General features: G+C 64.7%; 12 protein-coding genes. 2 read left to right on the top strand and 10 right to left on the bottom strand.

Annotation, left to right across the window (positions count from 1 at the left end; translation table 11 throughout):
- Positions 1–9: 9 nt before the first annotated feature.
- From nuoL to LAN61_14315, 6 genes are all read right to left on the bottom strand, one after another.
- Positions 10–2,118 (bottom strand): NADH-quinone oxidoreductase subunit L, encoded by a 2,109-nt coding sequence (gene nuoL, locus LAN61_14340; protein MBZ5541693.1) that lies wholly within the window; start codon positions 2,116–2,118, stop codon positions 10–12.
- Positions 2,119–2,158: 40 nt separating this feature from the next.
- A complete protein-coding gene (nuoK, locus tag LAN61_14335; protein ID MBZ5541692.1) occupies positions 2,159–2,461 on the bottom strand; it encodes an NADH-quinone oxidoreductase subunit NuoK in 303 nt (100 codons plus the stop codon).
- A 7-nt stretch (positions 2,462–2,468) separates the two neighbouring features.
- Positions 2,469–2,993: an NADH-quinone oxidoreductase subunit J gene (locus LAN61_14330; GenBank protein MBZ5541691.1), complete on the bottom strand. Its 525-nt coding sequence runs from the start codon at positions 2,991–2,993 to the stop codon at positions 2,469–2,471.
- Positions 2,983–4,341 (bottom strand): NADH-quinone oxidoreductase subunit H, encoded by a 1,359-nt coding sequence (locus tag LAN61_14325; protein ID MBZ5541690.1) that lies wholly within the window; start codon positions 4,339–4,341, stop codon positions 2,983–2,985. Before LAN61_14325 ends, LAN61_14330 begins: the two co-directional genes overlap by 11 nt.
- Positions 4,341–5,408 (bottom strand): NADH-quinone oxidoreductase subunit D, encoded by a 1,068-nt coding sequence (locus LAN61_14320; GenBank protein MBZ5541689.1) that lies wholly within the window; start codon positions 5,406–5,408, stop codon positions 4,341–4,343. The genes LAN61_14325 and LAN61_14320 overlap by 1 nt, the downstream gene beginning before the upstream one ends.
- Positions 5,409–5,497: 89 nt before the next feature.
- The gene (locus LAN61_14315) at positions 5,498–6,127 is read right to left on the bottom strand and encodes an NADH-quinone oxidoreductase subunit C (GenBank protein MBZ5541688.1); all 630 of its coding nucleotides are present in this window, start codon (positions 6,125–6,127) and stop codon (positions 5,498–5,500) included.
- A 288-nt stretch (positions 6,128–6,415) separates the two neighbouring features.
- Here LAN61_14315 and LAN61_14310 point away from each other — a divergent pair, with 288 nt between their 5' ends.
- Positions 6,416–7,420, top strand: coding sequence for a potassium channel protein (locus LAN61_14310; protein MBZ5541687.1), 1,005 nt, complete (start codon positions 6,416–6,418; stop codon positions 7,418–7,420).
- 157 nt (positions 7,421–7,577) lie between these two features.
- Here LAN61_14310 and LAN61_14305 read toward each other — a convergent pair whose 3' ends face one another.
- The 4 genes from LAN61_14305 to LAN61_14290 form a co-directional block, all read right to left on the bottom strand.
- A complete protein-coding gene (locus tag LAN61_14305; protein ID MBZ5541686.1) occupies positions 7,578–9,377 on the bottom strand; it encodes an acyl-CoA dehydrogenase family protein in 1,800 nt (599 codons plus the stop codon).
- A 184-nt stretch (positions 9,378–9,561) separates the two neighbouring features.
- Positions 9,562–10,338 (bottom strand): hypothetical protein, encoded by a 777-nt coding sequence (locus tag LAN61_14300; protein ID MBZ5541685.1) that lies wholly within the window; start codon positions 10,336–10,338, stop codon positions 9,562–9,564.
- Position 10,339: 1 nt separating this feature from the next.
- On the bottom strand, positions 10,340–11,548 hold the full coding sequence (locus LAN61_14295) for an acetyl-CoA C-acyltransferase (GenBank protein MBZ5541684.1): 1,209 nt from the start codon (positions 11,546–11,548) through the stop codon (positions 10,340–10,342).
- 212 nt (positions 11,549–11,760) lie between these two features.
- A complete protein-coding gene (locus LAN61_14290) occupies positions 11,761–13,500 on the bottom strand; it encodes an AsmA family protein (protein ID MBZ5541683.1) in 1,740 nt (579 codons plus the stop codon).
- Positions 13,501–13,920: 420 nt separating this feature from the next.
- Here LAN61_14290 and LAN61_14285 point away from each other — a divergent pair, with 420 nt between their 5' ends.
- Positions 13,921–17,097: an efflux RND transporter permease subunit gene (locus LAN61_14285; GenBank protein ID MBZ5541682.1), complete on the top strand. Its 3,177-nt coding sequence runs from the start codon at positions 13,921–13,923 to the stop codon at positions 17,095–17,097.

The raw sequence follows: 17,097 nt of genomic DNA, 5'->3' as shown, positions 1-17,097 counted from the left end.
CTTTGCCTTTCAGCGCACCAGGTGCCGCATGAGATTTCCGTAGTAGCCGAGTAAAGCAAGCAGCCCCAGCACGATCAGCAGCGCGTAACTCGAAAGCACCCCGGTCTGCAGCATGCGCACCGGATAGCTCAGCATGCGCACCAGCCGCCCGGTCAAATTCACCAGACCGTCCACGATCCACTTATCCCACCACATGGAGACGCTGGAAGTGAAGCGCGTCAGCCAGCCCGTGCCGTCCACGCCCAGCCCGTCCACGATCTTGGCGTCGAACACGCCCAGCGCCGTGCCCAGATCCTTGGTGCGGTTCACGAACATCGCGTCGTAGATTTCGTCTACGTAATACTTGTTGTAGATCAGCCGGTAGAGCCAGGGCGCCGCCGCGGCAATCTTTTCCGGCGTCTCGGGCTTCTTCAGATAGAGCTGGAACGCCAGCCAGATCCCCGCCAAGGCCACGGCCACGGAAGCCAGCATGAGCAGGGTTTCGTTTGCAGCGCCGTGCGCGGCAGCTTGCGCGTGCTCCACCGTCCGCGCTCCCACGACCGGCTCCAGAAATGCATCGAAGTAATTCGTTCCCCCGATGAGCGCCGGGGCCGCGAACCACCCGCCAACCACCGAGAGCACCGCCAGAATCACCAGCGGCACGGTCATCGTCGCAGGCGATTCGTGGATGTGGTGCTCCACGTCGTGGGCCACGCGCGAGGCCCCGAAAAACGTCATATTCACCAGGCGAAAAATGTAAAATGCCGTCAGCCCCGCGGTCACGAACCCCACCAGCCACAGCAGCGGGCTGTGTTCGAAGGCCTGGCCCAGAATTTCATCCTTACTGAAGAATCCGGCCAGCATTGGAACGCCGGAAATCGCCAGTGCCCCCACGAGAAACGTCTTCGCCGTCACCGGGATCCTGCCCCACAGGCCGCCCATCTTGCGCATATCCTGCTCCCCGGAAAGCGCGTGGATCACGCTGCCGCTGCCGAGGAAGAGCAGGGCCTTGAAGAAGGCATGGGTCATCAGGTGGAAGATGCCCGCGGAAAATGCGCCCACGCCCAGCGCCAGGAACATGTAGCCAAGCTGGCTGATCGTGGAATAGGCCAGGACTTTCTTGATGTCGTTCTGCGCCAGGCCCATGGTCGCCGCGAAGATGGCCGTCGTGGCGCCGGTCACGGCCACCACTTCCAGCGCCGCGGGAGCCAGCTGGTAGAGCGCGTTCATCCGCGCCACCATGTACACGCCCGCGGTCACCATGGTCGCCGCATGAATCAGCGCGCTCACCGGCGTCGGCCCTTCCATGGCGTCCGGCAGCCAGACGTAGAGCGGAATCTGCGCCGATTTGCCGACTGCGCCCACAAACAGGAGCAGTCCGATCGCCGTCAGCACCGGCGCGCCGTAGGCCAGCGCCCCGCCATGCACCGCGGCCTCCAGCGCCTGCAGGATGCCCGAATAGGCCGCCGGATTCGGCAGGCCCTGATTCGTGAAGCGGATCGTCCCCAACGTCGAAGCAATCAGGAAAATGCCCAGCAGGAAGCCCGCATCGCCGACGCGGTTGACGATGAACGCCTTCTTCCCCGCATCGGCCGCCGACTTCTTCAGGAAGTAGAAGCCGATCAGCAGGTAGCTGCACAGCCCGACGCCTTCCCAGCCCACGAACAGCAGGAGGAGGTTGTTGGCCAGCACCAGGGTGAGCATCGCGAACATGAACAGGTTCAGGTAGCCGAAGTAGCGGTAATAGCCGCCCTCATGGCCCATGTACCCAATCGAATAGAGGTGGATCAGGAAGCCGACCCCGGTGACCACCAGCACCATCACGCTGGAGAGTGGATCGAGCAGCAGCCCCCAGTCGGCCACGAACTGCACCACCTGCCCGGCGCTGGTGTGCATGGGCCCCGCGGGCACCCAATCGAACAGAATGATCTGCACGGCGCGGTGCGCCGGGTCCGCCGCGAGCAATTGCAGCACCGCGCCCGCCGCGTGCACGAAGGCCACAAACACGCTGCCCACGCACAGCACGCTCACCGCACCATGGGACAGCCGCCGCCCCAGCAGCAGCATCAGAGCCGCCGTGGCCAGCGGAAACAGCGGAATCAGCCAGATATGCCCGAGAAAGTAGCCTGTCGGCGTCATGCCTGTGTCTTTTCTTTCCTGCGAACTTTGGCCTGCGCTGCTACCACTTCAACAAATCCATTTCATCCGCCAGCACGGTCTCGCGGTTCCGGAAAAACGCGATGATGATGCCCAGCCCCACCGCGGCCTCGGCCGCCGCATCGGTAATGATGAAAATCGCGAAGACCTGCCCGGCCACGTCTCCGAACATCCGCGAAAAGGCCACCAGGTTGATGTTCACCGCGTTCAGAATCAGCTCGATGGACATCAGGATGACGATGACGTTGCGCCGCGTCAGCACCCCGATCACCCCGATGGTGAACAGGGCCAGGCTCAGAAACAGATAGTGGTTCACGGACAGCATCGTCGCCTCACAACTTCTTCTTGGCCATCACCACCGCGCCGATCATGGCCACCAGCAGCAGCAGAGAGGCAATCTCAAACGGCAGCAGGTACGGCCCGAACAGGCTGTGCGCCACCGCCTCGGCATTGGGCGGCAGCTTCTCCGCGGCCGCCGCCACGGAGACGGGCAGCGGCAGCGTCTTCTTCCCCGGCTGTCCCGCCCACCACAGCATGGCCCCCACCTGCCCGGCCAGCGCCAGGGTCACCAGCAGCGCCACCCACTTCTGGCGGCTGAACTGGATCTGCTGCAGGGCCACGTCCAGATTGACCAGCATGATCACGAAGACGAACAGCACCATGATCCCGCCGACGTACAGGATGATCTGCACGACGAAGAGAAACTCGGCGCGCAACTGCAGGAAAATCCCCGCGGTGGCCAGCAGCGCGGTGATCAGGAAGACCGCGCTGTGCACCGCGTTGCGCCGCGTCACCACCAGCGCCGCGGAAACCACCGCGATCCCCGCGAAAATGTAGAAAATCACCTTATCCAGCATAGGAATCCGTCGCCGGCGCGCCCGGCCCGCTGCGCGCCTGCAGCTCCTCCGCCTCGCGCTTGCGATCCGCCCACACCAGCCACAGGGCGATCAGCAGGGTGAGCAGCGTCGTGGCTCCCAGCGCCAGCCAGAGGTTTACCTGGTACTGCCAGTGCAGCACCAGCCCCACCCCGACGGCCATCACGTTCACGATGGACACCGGAATCAGAAAATACCAGCCCAGCCGCATCAACTGGTCAAAGCGGTAGCGTGGCAGCGTGAAGCGCAGCCACATGAACACGAAAATGTACGCGCCCACCTTGGCCAGAAACCAGAAGGCCCCGTGAATTCCGGCCTTCAGGAAATAGGCGGCGGGCAGCAGCAGCGGCGCCGCCAGCAGCAGCGCCACCAGCGCGCACAGCCCGGCCACGCCCAGCATCACCAGCTTCTGAACCGGCACCGGCTGCCGCGGCGCGCGGTACACGCAATACCCCGCCACCCCCAGCGCCAGCAGCGGCGGCGCGAAATCCACCCAGCCCATCCAGCGCACGCCCGCGAACGGCCGCATCCAGCCGCCCAGGAACAGCGTGGTGGCCACCGAGGCCACCACGATCATATTCGCGTACTCCGCCAGGAAATAGAGCGACCAGCGGAAGCCGCTGTACTCGGTCATGTAGCCCGCCACCAGCTCCGATTCCGCTTCCGGCAGATCGAACGGCGCACGGTTGGTCTCCGCGATGGAAGCCACGAGATAAGTGAAGAAGGCCACCGGCGCGAGAAAAATGAACCACACGCCCTGGCGGGCCTGCTCTTCCACAATCGCGCGGATCTGCAGGCTGCCTCCCAGGAGCAAGCCGCTCACCAGCGCCATCCCCGCGGCGGTTTCGTAGCTCACCAACTGCGCCGCGCTGCGCAGCGCCCCAATCAGCGAATAGTGGCTGTTCGACGCCCAGCCCCCCAGCACAATGCCGAAAATACCCAGCGCGCTGATCCCCACCACGAAGAGGATGCCCACGTTGATGTCGCGGGCAATCTGAAACGCCGGGCCGAAGGCCAGCGCGGCCATGGACAGCATCGCCGCGGTCACCGAAACCAGCGGCGCCAGCCAGAAGATCCAGAAATCGGCCTGCTCCGGGATGATGTCTTCCTTCAGCAGCAGCTTCACCGCGTCGGCGATCGGCTGCAGCAGCCCGTGGGGGCCCACGCGCATGGGGCCCAGCCGCGCCTGCATGTCCGCCATCACCTTGCGCTCCACCAGCACCACGTAGCCGGCGATCAGCGGCAGCACTCCCACGATCACCAGCGCCGCGATGAGCGGCCCCGCGTAGGCGCGCAGAAATTCCAGCGTGGCGTGCAGAGCGGCCGGCATCAGCGGTCGACCTCCCCCAGCACGATATCCAGCGTGCCGATGATGGCCACCACGTCGGCCACCAGATGCCCGCGCACCATCTTGTCGAAAGCCTGCAGATTCACGAACGACGGCGGCCGGATGCGCACGCGGTAGGGCTGCACGGTGCCGTCGCTGACCACGTAATAGCCCAGCTCGCCCTTGGGCGCCTCAATCGCGTGATAGACCTCCCCCACCGGCGGCTTCAGGACCTTGCCGACCTTGCCGAGGATCGGCCCCGCGGGGATGCTCTGAATCGCCTGCATGCAGATGCGCACCGACTGCCGCATCTCCTCCATGCGCACCAGATACCGGTCGTAGGTGTCGCCGGTCTTGCCCACCGGAATGTCGAATTCGAACTGGTCGTAGGCCGCATAGGGCATGGCCTTGCGGATGTCCCACGGCACGCCGCTGGCGCGCAGTACCGGGCCGGTCACGCCCATGGCGATGGCGTCCTTGGCGGAAAGAATGCCGACGCCCCTGGTGCGCGCGATCCAGATGCGGTTGCCCGTCAGCAGCTCTTCGTATTCCGCGACGCGCCGGTGAAAATCGTTGCAGAAGCGCTCGGTGTCCTTCTCCAGCGTGTCGTAGGCGTCGTACTGCAGCCCGCCGATGCGGAAGGCGTGCGTGGTCAGCCGCGCCCCGCAGTATTTTTCGAAAATCTTGAGGATCTCTTCGCGCTCGCGCAGGCAGTAAAAAAGCGGGGTCAGCGCGCCGATATCCAGCGCGTGCGTGCCCAGCCAGAGCAGGTGGCTGGCGACGCGCTGCAGCTCCGTGAGGATCGTGCGGATGACCCTGGCCCGCGGCGGCGCTTCCACTCCCAGCAGCTTCTCCACGGCTTCGCAGTAGCCCAGCCCGTTGCTCACCGCCGCGACGTAGTCCATGCGGTCCACGTAGGGGGCGAACTGCTGGTAGGTGCGGTGCTCCGCGATCTTCTCCACGCCGCGGTGCAGGTACCCGATCACGCACTCCGACCCGACCACCCGCTCCCCGTCGAGCTTGAGCTTCACCCGCAGCACGCCGTGCGTCGAGGGATGCTGCGGCCCCATGTTCAGAATGAGCTCGTCCGCCCCCAGCAGCGTCCCCGGTCCGGCTTTTAGCGTGTTCTCCACTCTCTGGCTCTTCGACCCTTCTTCCGCTACTGCCCGCTCTCAATCCCCAAATTCTCCCGCACCCACGCCTGATCCTGCGTCAAAATGTCGTAATCCTTGCGCAGCGGAAAGCCCTGCCACTCCTCCGGCAGCAGGATACGCTTGAGGTTCGGGTGCCCGGCAAAGTCGATCCCGAACATGTCATAGACTTCGCGCTCCAGCCAGTTCGCCGTGGCCCACACCCCGCTCACGCTGGCCACGCTTTCATCCGCGCCCGCCTGCACCTTGAGGCGCAGCCGCGTGTTGTGCGCGAACGAATAGAGGTTCAGCACCACGTCGAAGCGCTTCTCGCGCTTCGGCCAGTCCACCGCCGTCAGGTCGCTGAGCAGATCGAATTTTTCTTCGTCGCGGGTATAGCGGGCGATCTCCGCCAGGCGCTCACGCTCCACCACCAGGATGGCCTGCTTGCGGTCTTCCACGGCTTCGCGAAGGGCATCGCCAAACCGCGCGCGGTAGCGCTGCACCAGGTCATTTTCGAGCGGGGCGGGGCCCACGGGCGGGGCTTTGGGCGCGGGCGGTGCGGCCGATTTGGGTGGTGCCGGGGCAGCACTCGGCGCCACGGGTTGTTCGCCCGCAGAACTTACAGGTGGTTTTTGTTCCTTTGGATCGTCGGCCATAGCCCCAGCGGAATGAGCTGCTTACACACGAGCAGCGCGGAGAACCATCGTGCCGTTTCTAACACAGGCGCACAAACCGCGTCAATCAAGAACGCACCGCAGCCTGAAGATCGCCGAAGGAATGACCCGGGAAGGACGCGCGAAAGTTCGCCGAGTCTCCCGCTTTGTTGCGCACTCCGGCCTATTCTCTTGGCGCAAATCCTTCGCCCGCCTCCCGGCACTTTCTTTCCCTCATCTTGACTTTCCCTTCTCCGCGGAACACCATGCCTGGCCATCTCCGGTGACCCGATGAGCCTCCGCAACCGCATCAGCCTGGTCTTGATTCTCCTCGCTTTGGTGGTCTTCAGCGGCTGCGCCGGCTTCCACTACCTCGAAGGCTGGCCCTGGTTCGACGCCTTCTACATGACCCTGACCACCATGACCACCGTCGGCTACGGTGAGATCCACCCGCTCTCCCATGCCGGCCGGGTCTTCAACAGCTTCCTCATCGTGGCCTCCGTGATTGCCGGCGGCTTCACGATTGCCACCTTCACCCAGGCGTTGCTAGAATTCGAGTTCGGAAAGGTTTTCGGGCGCCGCCGCATGGAACGGGAAATCGCCAAGCTCAAGGGCCACTACATCATCTGCGGCGCCGGGCGCGTGGGGCGCACCGTGGCGCGGGAACTGCTCACCCGCGGGCAGAGCTGCATCTTCATCGAGCGCGATGCCAACCGCGCGCAGTGGGCCATCAACGAAAAGATCCCCGTGATCGTCGGAAACGCTTCCTCGGAAGAAAACCTCAAGCAGGCGCATATCGACCGCGCGCAGGGCTTTGTCGCCGCCGTCAGCTCCGACGCCGAAAATCTCTATATCGTCCTGACCGCGCGCGGCTTCCGCTCCGACCTCAAGATCATCGCCCGGGCCAGCGAAGAAGAAGCCACCTCCAAGCTGCTGCGCGCCGGCGCCTCCCAGGTCATTTCTCCCTACTACTTCGTCGGCCACCGCATCGCCCAGCTTCTGCTGCGCCCCAACGTCCTCGATTTCATAGACGCCGCTTTCGGCACCGAGCGCCTGGACGTGGAAATCAGCGAGGTCGAGATTCGCCCCAAGTCCGCGCTGGTCGGCAAAACCCTCGCCGATGCCCGGATCCGCGAGCAGGCCGGCGTCATCATCCTCGGCTTGAAGCCCGCCGACGGCGCCATGCTCTTCAACCCCGCCCCCGATACCCCCATCCGCCCCAACGACAACCTCATCGTCATCGGCGGCGACACCCAAATCAAGAAACTCGAAGCCCTGGCCAGCGCTTCCGCCTGACGCTGACGAATTTGCGGCGCTGCCAGCCGCTGGCTACGGTACCGGCACAAACAAAAAGAGGAAGCCCGTTGTTTCCTGGGCTTCCTCTTTGAACTCCGTGGCTCTGCGTCTCTGTGGCTAATCTTCCGTAGGCGTGACCCCGAAGCGGTCAACTTTCTTACTTGCCCTCGAACGGATAGCGGTCCTGGGCCTGCACGGCGGCGGCCACCACGCGGCGCAGCGCGATGGTATCCACGGCGGGGCGCTTGGCGAAGCGCTTGAGGACGGCCATCTGCGTGGTGAGCATGTCGCCTTCGTGCACCGCGGCCAGCGCGCGGCGCGCTTCGTGCTCCACGCGTTCCGCGGCGTCGGCGATGAACACCCGCGCCGCCGCGATCATCGCTTGCGCGGCGGATTCGCCCCTGGCCGCGGCGGCTTTCTGTGCGCGCAGCAGCGAGGACTCCATGGCGTAAATCTCCATCACGATATTGGCCAGCGCCGCAATCAGCTCCTGCTCGTCGGCCAGCTTCTCCCGGTACTTCTGCACTGCCCCGCCCGCCCCCTGTAGGAACATCTTCTTGGCATTGGCGACGACGCGCGCCTCCTCGGCCAGTACGCCCTCCGGCGCCTCTTCCATCGACGGTCCGGCCAGAATCTCGTCCGCCAGCTTCATGGCCGCGGGGATCAGCGGCAGTTGCCCGCCCATGGCGCGCTTCATCAGCATCTGGATGATGAGCATGCGGTTGATCTCGTTGGTGCCCTCGAAAATACGGTTGACGCGGCTGTCGCGATAGGCCCGGCACACGGAATAATCTTCATGAAAGCCGTAGCCGCCGAAAATCTGCACGCCCTCGTCCACCACGTAATCCAGCATCTCGCTGCCGGCGATCTTGGCGATCGAGCATTCCAGCGCGTACTCCTCCAGCACCTTCATCATCTGCTGGGTCTTGTCGCCGCTGCCCTCGGCCGCCGCCATGGCCGCTTCGATGATCCCCGCGATGCGGTAAACCACGGAATCCATCGCGTAGATGCGGATAGCCATCTCCGCCAGTTTCTCCTTCATCAGCCCGAATTCGCCGATGGATTTGCCGAAGGCCTTGCGCTCCTTGGTGTACTTCGATGCGTTCGCAATGACCAGCTTGGCCCCGCCCACGCAGGACACGCCCAGCGTGAAGCGCCCCGAATTCAGAATATTGAAGGCCACGATGTGCCCGCGCCCGATCTCATAGAGCAGGTTTTCCTTGGGCACCTGGCAGTTTTCCAGGAACACCGGCGTCGTCGAGCTGCCGTGAATGCCCATCTTGTGCTCTTCGTTGCCGGGCTTGCAGCCGGGGAAAGTGCGCTCGACGATGAACGCCGAAAGCTTCTCGCCGTTTACCTTGGCAAAAATGATGTACACATCGGCGAAGCCGCCGTTGGTGATCCACATCTTCTGCCCGTTCAGGATCCAGTTCTTCCCGTCCGGGGAAAGCTCCGCGCGCGTCAGCAGGTTCTGCGCGTCGGAGCCGGCCTGCGGCTCGGACAGGCAATAGGCCGAAATCCATTCCCCGCTGGCGATCTTCGGCAAGTACTTTTTCTTCTGCTCTTCCGTTCCGAAATAGACGATGGGCAGCGTGCCGATGCCGGTCTGCGCGCCAAACGTGGTCGCAAATCCGCCATACACCGAAATCTTTTCCGTCAGCAGCGTCGTGGCCACCTTGTCCAGCCCTCCGCCGCCGTAAGCCTCCGGCACGCCCCCGCCCAGCAGGCCCAGTTCGCCCGCCTTCTTCATCATCTCGACCATCAGGCCGGGCTTCTTCTCTTCCAGCTCCTTCGCCCGCGGCAGCACTTCCTTGGTCACAAACTCCTCAGCCGTCTGCCCGATCAGCTTCTGATCGTCCGTGAAATCCGCCGGCGTGAATACGTCTTCGGGCCGCGCCGCCTCCAGCAGGAAACTCCCCCCTTTGGCTGCGGGTTTCGTCAGAGTAGGTGTGGCCATGATTGCCTCCGGGTGCGCGTGGTGAACTGGTACGCGGCCAGGCCGCGTGCGTGCCAAGCGGGTGCGAGGAGCCCGCTGGGAAGGTATCTTACTCCCGGGTCTGCCCGCCCGGCAAACGCCGTGCAGTACAGGTTTGCCACACGGTATATCACCGGGAAAAACTCCGGAAGGCCGGGGGAAATCCTCAGTGCACGGTTGTTTCCTGCGCCCCGCTGTCCTTGAAAGCGATCCGCAGAAAATTTGCAGGCGTGTTGCGAAGATTGGAGAAAACTTGCCGCGACCCGGCCGGAAGCCACAAGAGTCCCCCGGTGGCGATGCTCGCCGGCGGCTGCCCCTCGGATTCCACTTCGATACCGGCCTGTTCCAGCGCGGCCACCAGGGTTCCTGTGCCGGGCGCCATTTCGATCTTCTGCGCTTGCGGGTCCAGCCGAACCAACTCGATGCGCATTTCCGCCGTCTCCATCAGCGGCGTGGTCACATGGCCTTTCCCCTGGACTTTCTCGCACGGCCCCGCGTCGCCGGGCACGATTTTCTCGCAGAGGTTGTGCACCTCGCCCTGGGGCTTCAAGAACTCAATGGTGAGATTGCGGAAGGGCAGGTCGCTCAGGTTGCGCGCCACATGCGCGAATCCCCCGCGCGCGAAGTGCACCTCCCCGTCCTTCAACTGCGCATGGACCTCCGGCTTGCCGAAAACTGCGTTGACGATGTCCGCCGTGCCCAGCGTGACGTAGACATAGTCGAGAGCGTGCTCGTGCAGCAGCGTGGCGTCGTGCGGCGCCACCTCCACCGCGAACACCCGCACGTAGCCGTTTTCAAACGCCAGGTGATGCCGCGGCTCGCCCCGCACTGGAACCGCCTGCGGCGCCGCAGCAGGTGGCGCGGCCGGCGCCTGCCCGCGCAGCATCCCGCCGCAAAGCAACAGAATCGTTGCAAGGAACCAGGCTGATTTCGTGGAGCGCATCCTACGACACCCGCTCGAGGATGCCCGCGGCGCCCATGCCGCCGCCGATGCACATGGTCACCAGACCGTAGCGCGCATTGCGCCTCTGCAACTCGCGGATGATCGAAGCCGTCAGCTTCGCTCCGGTGCAGCCGAGCGGATGGCCCAAAGCGATCGCGCCGCCGTTGGGATTGACCCGCGCCGGATCGAGCCCCGCCTGTTGGATCACCGCCAGCGACTGCGCCGCGAAGGCTTCGTTCAGCTCGATCACCGCGATGTCGTCCAGCTTCAGCCCCGCCAGCTTCAGCGCCTTGGGGATCGCATAGACCGGCCCGACGCCGAACTCCTCCGGCGGGCACCCTGCCGTGGCGAACGACACAAAGCGCGCCAGCGGCTTCAGCCCCAGCGCCTTGGCGCGCGCCTCGCTCATCACCACCGCCGCCGCCGCACCGTCGCTCATCTGCGAGCTGTTCCCTGCTGTCACCGTGCCCTGCACGTGAAACGCGGCCTTCAGCTTGGCCAGCGCTTCCATGGAAGTATCCGCGCGCGGGCCGTCGTCGGTGTCAAACACAAAGGTCTGCGTCGCCGCCTTGGCCGCGCCCTTCCCTTTTCCGGCGCCGTTGCCGCTGGGCCACGCCGTGATCCTCACTTCCACGGGCACGGTCTCGTCCTTGAACTTCCCGGCGGCAATCGCGGCCAGGGCCTTCTGGTGGCTCGCGTAGGAAAACTTGTCCGCCGCCTCGCGCGTAATCCCGTACTTCCGGGCGACATGCTCCGTGCCCAGGCCCATGCTGATGTAAGAATCCGGATTATTGTCCACCAGCCAGGGATTCGGGGAAATCTTGTTCCCGCCCATGGGCACCAGGCTCATGGACTCCGTGCCGCCCGCGAGGATCACCTCCGCCGCGCCGCAGCGGATGCGTTCCGCCGCGATGGCGATGGCCTGCAGCCCCGACGAGCAGAAGCGGTTGATGGTCATCGCCGAACACTCGACAGGCAAGCCCGCGCGCAGCGAAGCGATGCGCGCCACGTTCATCCCCTGCTCGGCCTCGGGCATGGCGCAGCCCAGGATGACGTCCTCGATCTCCTTGGCATCCAGCCCCGGCACCCGCGCCAGGGCCGCCTTGATGGCTTCCGCGGCAAGATCGTCCGGGCGCGTCGCGCGCAGCGCGCCCTTGAACGCCCTGCCCACCGGCGTGCGTATCGAGGAAACAATCACGGCTTCAGCCATGCCCCACCTCGCTCCATAAACTCTGCCTCATATTGGATGCCCCAGCGCCAGAAAAAGCAAGATGGGATAGCCACCGAGTCACAGAGGTCACGGAGAAAAAAAGGGACCGGAATAGACGGCAAAGGAAAAAGCGCGCAAACGATTACCCGCGCCCCCGCACAGCGAGCACTCCCTGCCTACAAGTCACCAACCAGGGTCACGGCTCACGCTCTTCACGGCTTTTTCTTCTTAAACAGTTCCCCCAGCCCGCCCAGGGGACCGCTGTCCGGCTGCTGGGTGTCCTTCTGCGCCCCGCTTCCGCTGAACTGCGACTTCAGCATTTCCGTGGCCAGCCCCTGCACATCGGGAACAAATTTGGGATCGGAGGCCGTGCCCTGAATCAGGAACGGAATGCGCCGCGCCTGTCCGCCCTTGGCCGGGCCGAGCAGCGCGCCGAGCATCCCGGCCACTCCTCCCCCGCCAGTCGTAGCTGCTCCTCCCGCGGGCGCCGCGCCCGCACCTCCCGTTGTACCAGCGGCTGCCGGCCCGCCCGTCAGCGTCGCCAGCATTTTGAAGTCCAGGTTGTTCTTCGCGTCTACCGTCCCCGCGCCCACCAGCGTGCCCAGCGCGGGGATGACCGCATTGAAATTCTCGGCGCGCAGCCCGTCCGGGGCCATGCGGATTTTCGTGGTCAGCTTCTCGATGTCCAGGTCCGATCCCGTCTTCACGCCGGCCAGCGCGGAAATCACGGCGAGCTTCGAACCCAGATCGAACCCGCTCACCCGGGCATTCGCCAGCCCCAGGGTCCCCGAGGTGATCAGGCGGTTCGTCGGCCCCTGAATGTTCAGATCCCCGCTGAGCATGCCCGATGAGAGCGACGCCCCCTTGGGCAGGTTGATGCCCAGCGCCGGGAGAAAGCCCTGCAGGTCGCGCGCCGGCATGTCCTGGCCGGCGAACTTGAGATTCACGACCGTGGCTTCTCCGCGCGTCTCGTAGGTTCCTGCGATGCGCGCGGCCGCGTTGCCCACCTTGATCGCCGAGGGGTTCAGCACCCCCGTATTTCTCTGCATATCCGATTTCGTGGAAAAATCCAGCGTAACGGGAACCGTGGACGGAGACCCGCCCGCCACTAGCAGCAGCTTCTTCAGCTTCATCGTGCCTTTGGTCTGCACTTCGCCTTTCTGCGAGGTGAGCGTGGCATCCAGGTCCAGGATTCCGCCAAGCCCCGCCGCGGCATCAATCACCCCGGTCGAAGCCAGGTCCAGCCCGTCGATGGAAATCTTCGCGTCCACCGGGGAAAGCGAGGCGTCGTTCGGGTTCAGCGGGCCCACACGCCCCTCCAGCTTGAAGCTCCCCCCGCCCGGCAGGCTCGCCGTCACCTTCGCCGGAAACGCCGCGCTCATGGACACATCCGAGGCTTCCGCGTTCACATTGTCATAGCTGGCGCGCTTCGCCGACCCCATGGTCCCGATCAGCAGCCGCCCGTCCTTCAACTCCATTTTCTGCACCAGAAGTTCCGCGGCGGCATCCGACGACTGCGCCGGCGCTTGCGCCGCCCGCCGCGGCTCGGACTTTGCCGGCGCCCCGCCCAGCGACGAGAAATTCCAGCGCCCGGCCGCGTCGCGCAGCAGCGTCACTTCGGGCTTCTCGATCGTCAGACCGGTGATGTGCAGCGCACGCGAGAAAATCAGCGCCATGACCTCGACCTTGACCTTGAGGGCCTTGGCCGTCAAAAACGGCGCGGCGCTGAACTTCGCATCGTCCGCGATAGACAGCTCCTCGGCCGCCAGGGCGCCGGACCAGAGCGAAAGACTTAGATTCCCGACATGCACCTTGCGGTCCAGCGCGGCGGAAAGTTTCTCCTCGACGGTGGAACGAAATTGATTCACGGGGATGAGGGAAGGCAGCAGCAGCAGTAGTACAACCAAGACACCCAGAACGATGGCGAGGGTACGAATGCGATTGGTGCTCATGGGAACCTCCAGCGCGAGGCCGGAACGTGCTTCTCGAGGCAAGAACAACAGCGCTGACCGCGGTGCGGTCACGCCGGAGACATCATAGCACAGCCGCGCGGGCGCGGTTTTTTCCCCGCGCATCTTCGCAGGGGTTTCCCCGGACGGCCCTTCCGCGGCGCGGGGTCACACGCTGCCTGTCGAATTTCCAGCCGAAAACGCGGTATCGTATGTTGACCGCTTCGCGGTCACGCATACAATAGTCGCGCGCAGTTCGCTCCGGCTTGCCGCAACGCGCCGGAAAATTCGCCTGGGCCGCCGCCGGGAGCGGTGCGCATGGCAGAAGTACTCCGTACCCGCGAGGCCGCGCCGCGAATCTAACGAAATACCGGGCCGTGGGCCGCTGGACGGTGCCCCCCTGACAGGTGGACTCGAAGCTTTATGTGGATCGTTCGCATCGCTCTATCCCGCCCCTACACGTTCCTCGTGCTGGCGCTGGTCATCCTGCTGCTCGCGCCGGTGGCCCTCCAGCGCACCCCCACCGACATTTTCCCCGACATCAACATCCCCGTCATCAGCGTCGTCTGGACCTACACCGGCCTCGCTCCTCAGGAGATGGAGCAGCGCATCACCAACATGTCGGAGCGCGCCACCACCGTTCTGGTCAGCGATGTCGAGCACATCGAATCGCAATCCTTGCCAGGAACCTCCGTCATCAAGATCTTTTTTCAGCCCGGCGCCAACATTTCGACCGCCATGGCCCAGACGACGGCCATCTCCCAATCCATCCTGAAGTTTCTGCCCCCGGGCGCGACCCCCCCGTTGGTCATCATTTATTCCGCTTCCACCGTCCCGGTCCTGCAGATCGGCATGACCAGCGACACCATGAGCGAGCAGCAGCTCTTTGATTACGGCAACAACTTTATCCGCACCCAGCTCGCCACCGTCCAGGGCGCCGCCATGCCCTTTCCTTACGGAGGCAAGCAGCGCCTCATCTCCGTGGACATCGATCCCGCCGCCCTCCAGGCCAAGGGCCTCTCCCCTGTGGACGTCGTCAACGCCGTCAGCGCACAGAACCTTATCCTGCCCTCCGGCACCGCCAAGATCGGCCCTCTCGAATACTCCGTGGAGATGAACGGCAGCCCGCAAACCATCGCCGAAATGAACGACCTGCCGATCCGCACCGTGAACGGCGCCACCATCTACATGCGCGACGTCGCGCACATCCGCGATGGTTTTTCCCCGCAAACCAACATCGTCCGCGTTAACGGGCAGCGCGGCGTGCTCATGAGCATCTACAAGACGGGCAGCGCCTCCACTCTGGACATCGTCGCCCGCGTCAACGCCCTCCTGCGGCAGACCTCCAAATCCTTCCCCGAGGGCCTGCACATCGCCCAGCTTTTCGACCAGTCCCTTTTCGTGCGCGCCGCCGTTCAGGGCGTGCTCAACGAAGCCATCATCGCCGCCTGCCTCACCGCGATCATGATCCTGCTCTTTCTCGGCAGCTGGCGCAGTACGCTCATCATCGCCATCTCCATTCCCCTGTCCATCCTCAGCTCCGTCCTGGCCCTCAGCGCCCTCGGCCAGACCATCAACATCATGACCCTCGGCGGCCTGGCCCTCGCCGTCGGCATTCTCGTCGACGACGCCACCGTCACCATCGAAAGCATTGAGCGCCACAGCGCCATGGGCAAGGAACTGATCGAGTCCATTCTCGCCGGGGCCGAAGAGATCGCCACTCCCGCTTTCGTCTCCACCCTGTGCATCTGCATCGTCTTCGTGCCCATGTTTCTTCTCACCGGAGTGGCCAAATTTCTCTTCGTGCCCCTGGCCGAAGCCGTCATCTTCGCCATGCTGGCTTCGTATATCCTCTCCCGCACCCTCGTGCCCACTCTGGTCATGTACCTGCTCCGCCACGAGGGGCACGACGAACCCGGCCGCCGCCCCGGCCTCTTTCGCCGCTACCAGCAGGGCTTCGAGCGCCGCTTCCACTCCTTCCGCGAGGGTTACCGCCGCTCCCTGGAGTCCGCGCTGCATCACGCGCCTCTTGTCGCCCTCATTTTTATCCTTTTTTGCGGCGCCTCCGCGGGCATCGGCCTGGGCCTCGGCCGCGACTTCTTTCCCGGCGTGGACGCCGGCCTGATTCGCCTGCACGTCCGCACCCGCACCGGCCTGCGCATCGAGGAAACCGCGCGTCTCTGCGATGAAGTCGAATCCGTCATCCGCGAGAACATCCCCAGGCGCGATCTGGTTACCGTCCTCGACAACATCGGCCTCCCCTATAGCGGCATCAATCTGGTCTACAGCAGCAGCGGCACCATCGGCACCGAAGACGCCGAAATCCTCCTGCAGCTCCAAAAGGAACACGGCCGCCCCACCCGCGAATACGTCCAGCAGTTGCGCCAGATCCTGCCCCGGAAATTTCCCGGGGTTCAATTTTTCTTTCAGCCCGCGGATATCGTCGCGCAGATCCTCAATTTCGGCACCCCTGCTCCCATCGACGTGGAGATCGTGGGCATGGACGAGGCCGGCAATTATGCCGCCGCCCAGAAACTTGCCAACCAGATGCGCCACATCCCCGGCGCCGTGGATATCCACGTCCAGCAGGCCTTCGATGAGCCCGCCCTGCGCATGGAGTTCGACCGCTCGCGCCTGCAGTCCGTGGGCCTCAACGCCCGCGATGTCGCCCAGAACGTCCTGGTCTCCCTCAGCTCCAGTTTTCAGACCGCCCCGACCTTCTGGGTGGACCCCAAGAACGGCGTCAGCTACAACGTCGCCGTGCAGACTCCGCAGTACCGCATGGACTCCTTCCAGGCCCTGCAGAACACTCCCGTCCGCGCCGCCAGCGCGCCCAGCCAGATTCTCGGCAATCTCGTCCGCACCAGCGCTGTGGCCCGCCCCGCGGCCATCTCTCACTACAACGTGCAGCCCATGATCAACGTGTACGCCGCGGTGGACGGCCGCGACCTCGGCGGCGTCTCCGGCGAAGTCACCCGCCTGGTGCAGGGCGCGGAAAAGGATCTCCCGCGGGGCAGCGGCATCGCCATCCGCGGCCAGGTGCAGACCATGCAGACCTCTTTCGCCGGCCTCGGCCTCGGCCTGCTCGGCGCCATCATCCTCATCTACCTGCTCATCGTCGTGAATTTCCAGTCCTGGCTCGATCCCTTCATCATCATCACCGCGCTGCCCGGCGCGCTCGCCGGCATCCTGTGGATGCTCCTTCTCACCCAGACCACGCTCAATGTGCCCTCGCTCACCGGGGCCATCATGTGCATGGGCGTGGCCACCGCCAATAGCATCCTCCTCGTCTCCTTCGCGCGCGAGCAGATGCGCCTCGGGCGCAGCGCCTTCGACGCCGCCCTGGAAGCGGGTTTCGTCCGCATCCGCCCCGTGCTCATGACCGCTCTGGCCATGATCATCGGCATGGTACCCATGGCCGTAGGCCTCGGCGAAGGCGGCGAACAGAACGCGCCGCTGGGCCGCGCGGTTATCGGCGGCCTGATCTTTGCCACCGTCGCCACGCTCTTCTTCGTGCCTTGCGTCTTCAGTATCATTCATGGGCGGCGCGAAAAGAGAAACCGGCCCGGCGCGCCATCTGCGGCACCGGCGGGGGTCTGA

It is taken from the genome of Terriglobia bacterium (assembly GCA_020072785.1).
GTDB lineage: Bacteria > Acidobacteriota > Terriglobia > Acidiferrales > UBA7541 > Acidiferrum.
The sequence above is the reverse complement of the archived record's forward strand: the minus strand, read 5'-3'. Positions and strand labels throughout refer to the sequence as shown.

Excerpts from the sequence above, each read along its gene's own strand:
- nuoL (MBZ5541693.1), bottom strand. The coding sequence starts at position 2,118 with ATGACGCCGACAGGCTACTTTCTCGGGCATATCTGGCTGATTCCGCTG.
- nuoK (MBZ5541692.1), bottom strand. The coding sequence starts at position 2,461 with ATGCTGTCCGTGAACCACTATCTGTTTCTGAGCCTGGCCCTGTTCACC.
- LAN61_14330 (MBZ5541691.1), bottom strand. The coding sequence starts at position 2,993 with ATGCTGGATAAGGTGATTTTCTACATTTTCGCGGGGATCGCGGTGGTT.
- LAN61_14325 (MBZ5541690.1), bottom strand. The coding sequence starts at position 4,341 with ATGCCGGCCGCTCTGCACGCCACGCTGGAATTTCTGCGCGCCTACGCG.
- LAN61_14320 (MBZ5541689.1), bottom strand. The coding sequence starts at position 5,408 with ATGGGGCCGCAGCATCCCTCGACGCACGGCGTGCTGCGGGTGAAGCTC.
- LAN61_14315 (MBZ5541688.1), bottom strand. The coding sequence starts at position 6,127 with ATGGCCGACGATCCAAAGGAACAAAAACCACCTGTAAGTTCTGCGGGC.
- LAN61_14310 (MBZ5541687.1), top strand. The coding sequence starts at position 6,416 with ATGAGCCTCCGCAACCGCATCAGCCTGGTCTTGATTCTCCTCGCTTTG.
- LAN61_14305 (MBZ5541686.1), bottom strand. The coding sequence starts at position 9,377 with ATGGCCACACCTACTCTGACGAAACCCGCAGCCAAAGGGGGGAGTTTC.
- LAN61_14300 (MBZ5541685.1), bottom strand. The coding sequence starts at position 10,338 with ATGCGCTCCACGAAATCAGCCTGGTTCCTTGCAACGATTCTGTTGCTT.
- LAN61_14295 (MBZ5541684.1), bottom strand. The coding sequence starts at position 11,548 with ATGGCTGAAGCCGTGATTGTTTCCTCGATACGCACGCCGGTGGGCAGG.
- LAN61_14290 (MBZ5541683.1), bottom strand. The coding sequence starts at position 13,500 with ATGAGCACCAATCGCATTCGTACCCTCGCCATCGTTCTGGGTGTCTTG.
- LAN61_14285 (MBZ5541682.1), top strand. The coding sequence starts at position 13,921 with ATGTGGATCGTTCGCATCGCTCTATCCCGCCCCTACACGTTCCTCGTG.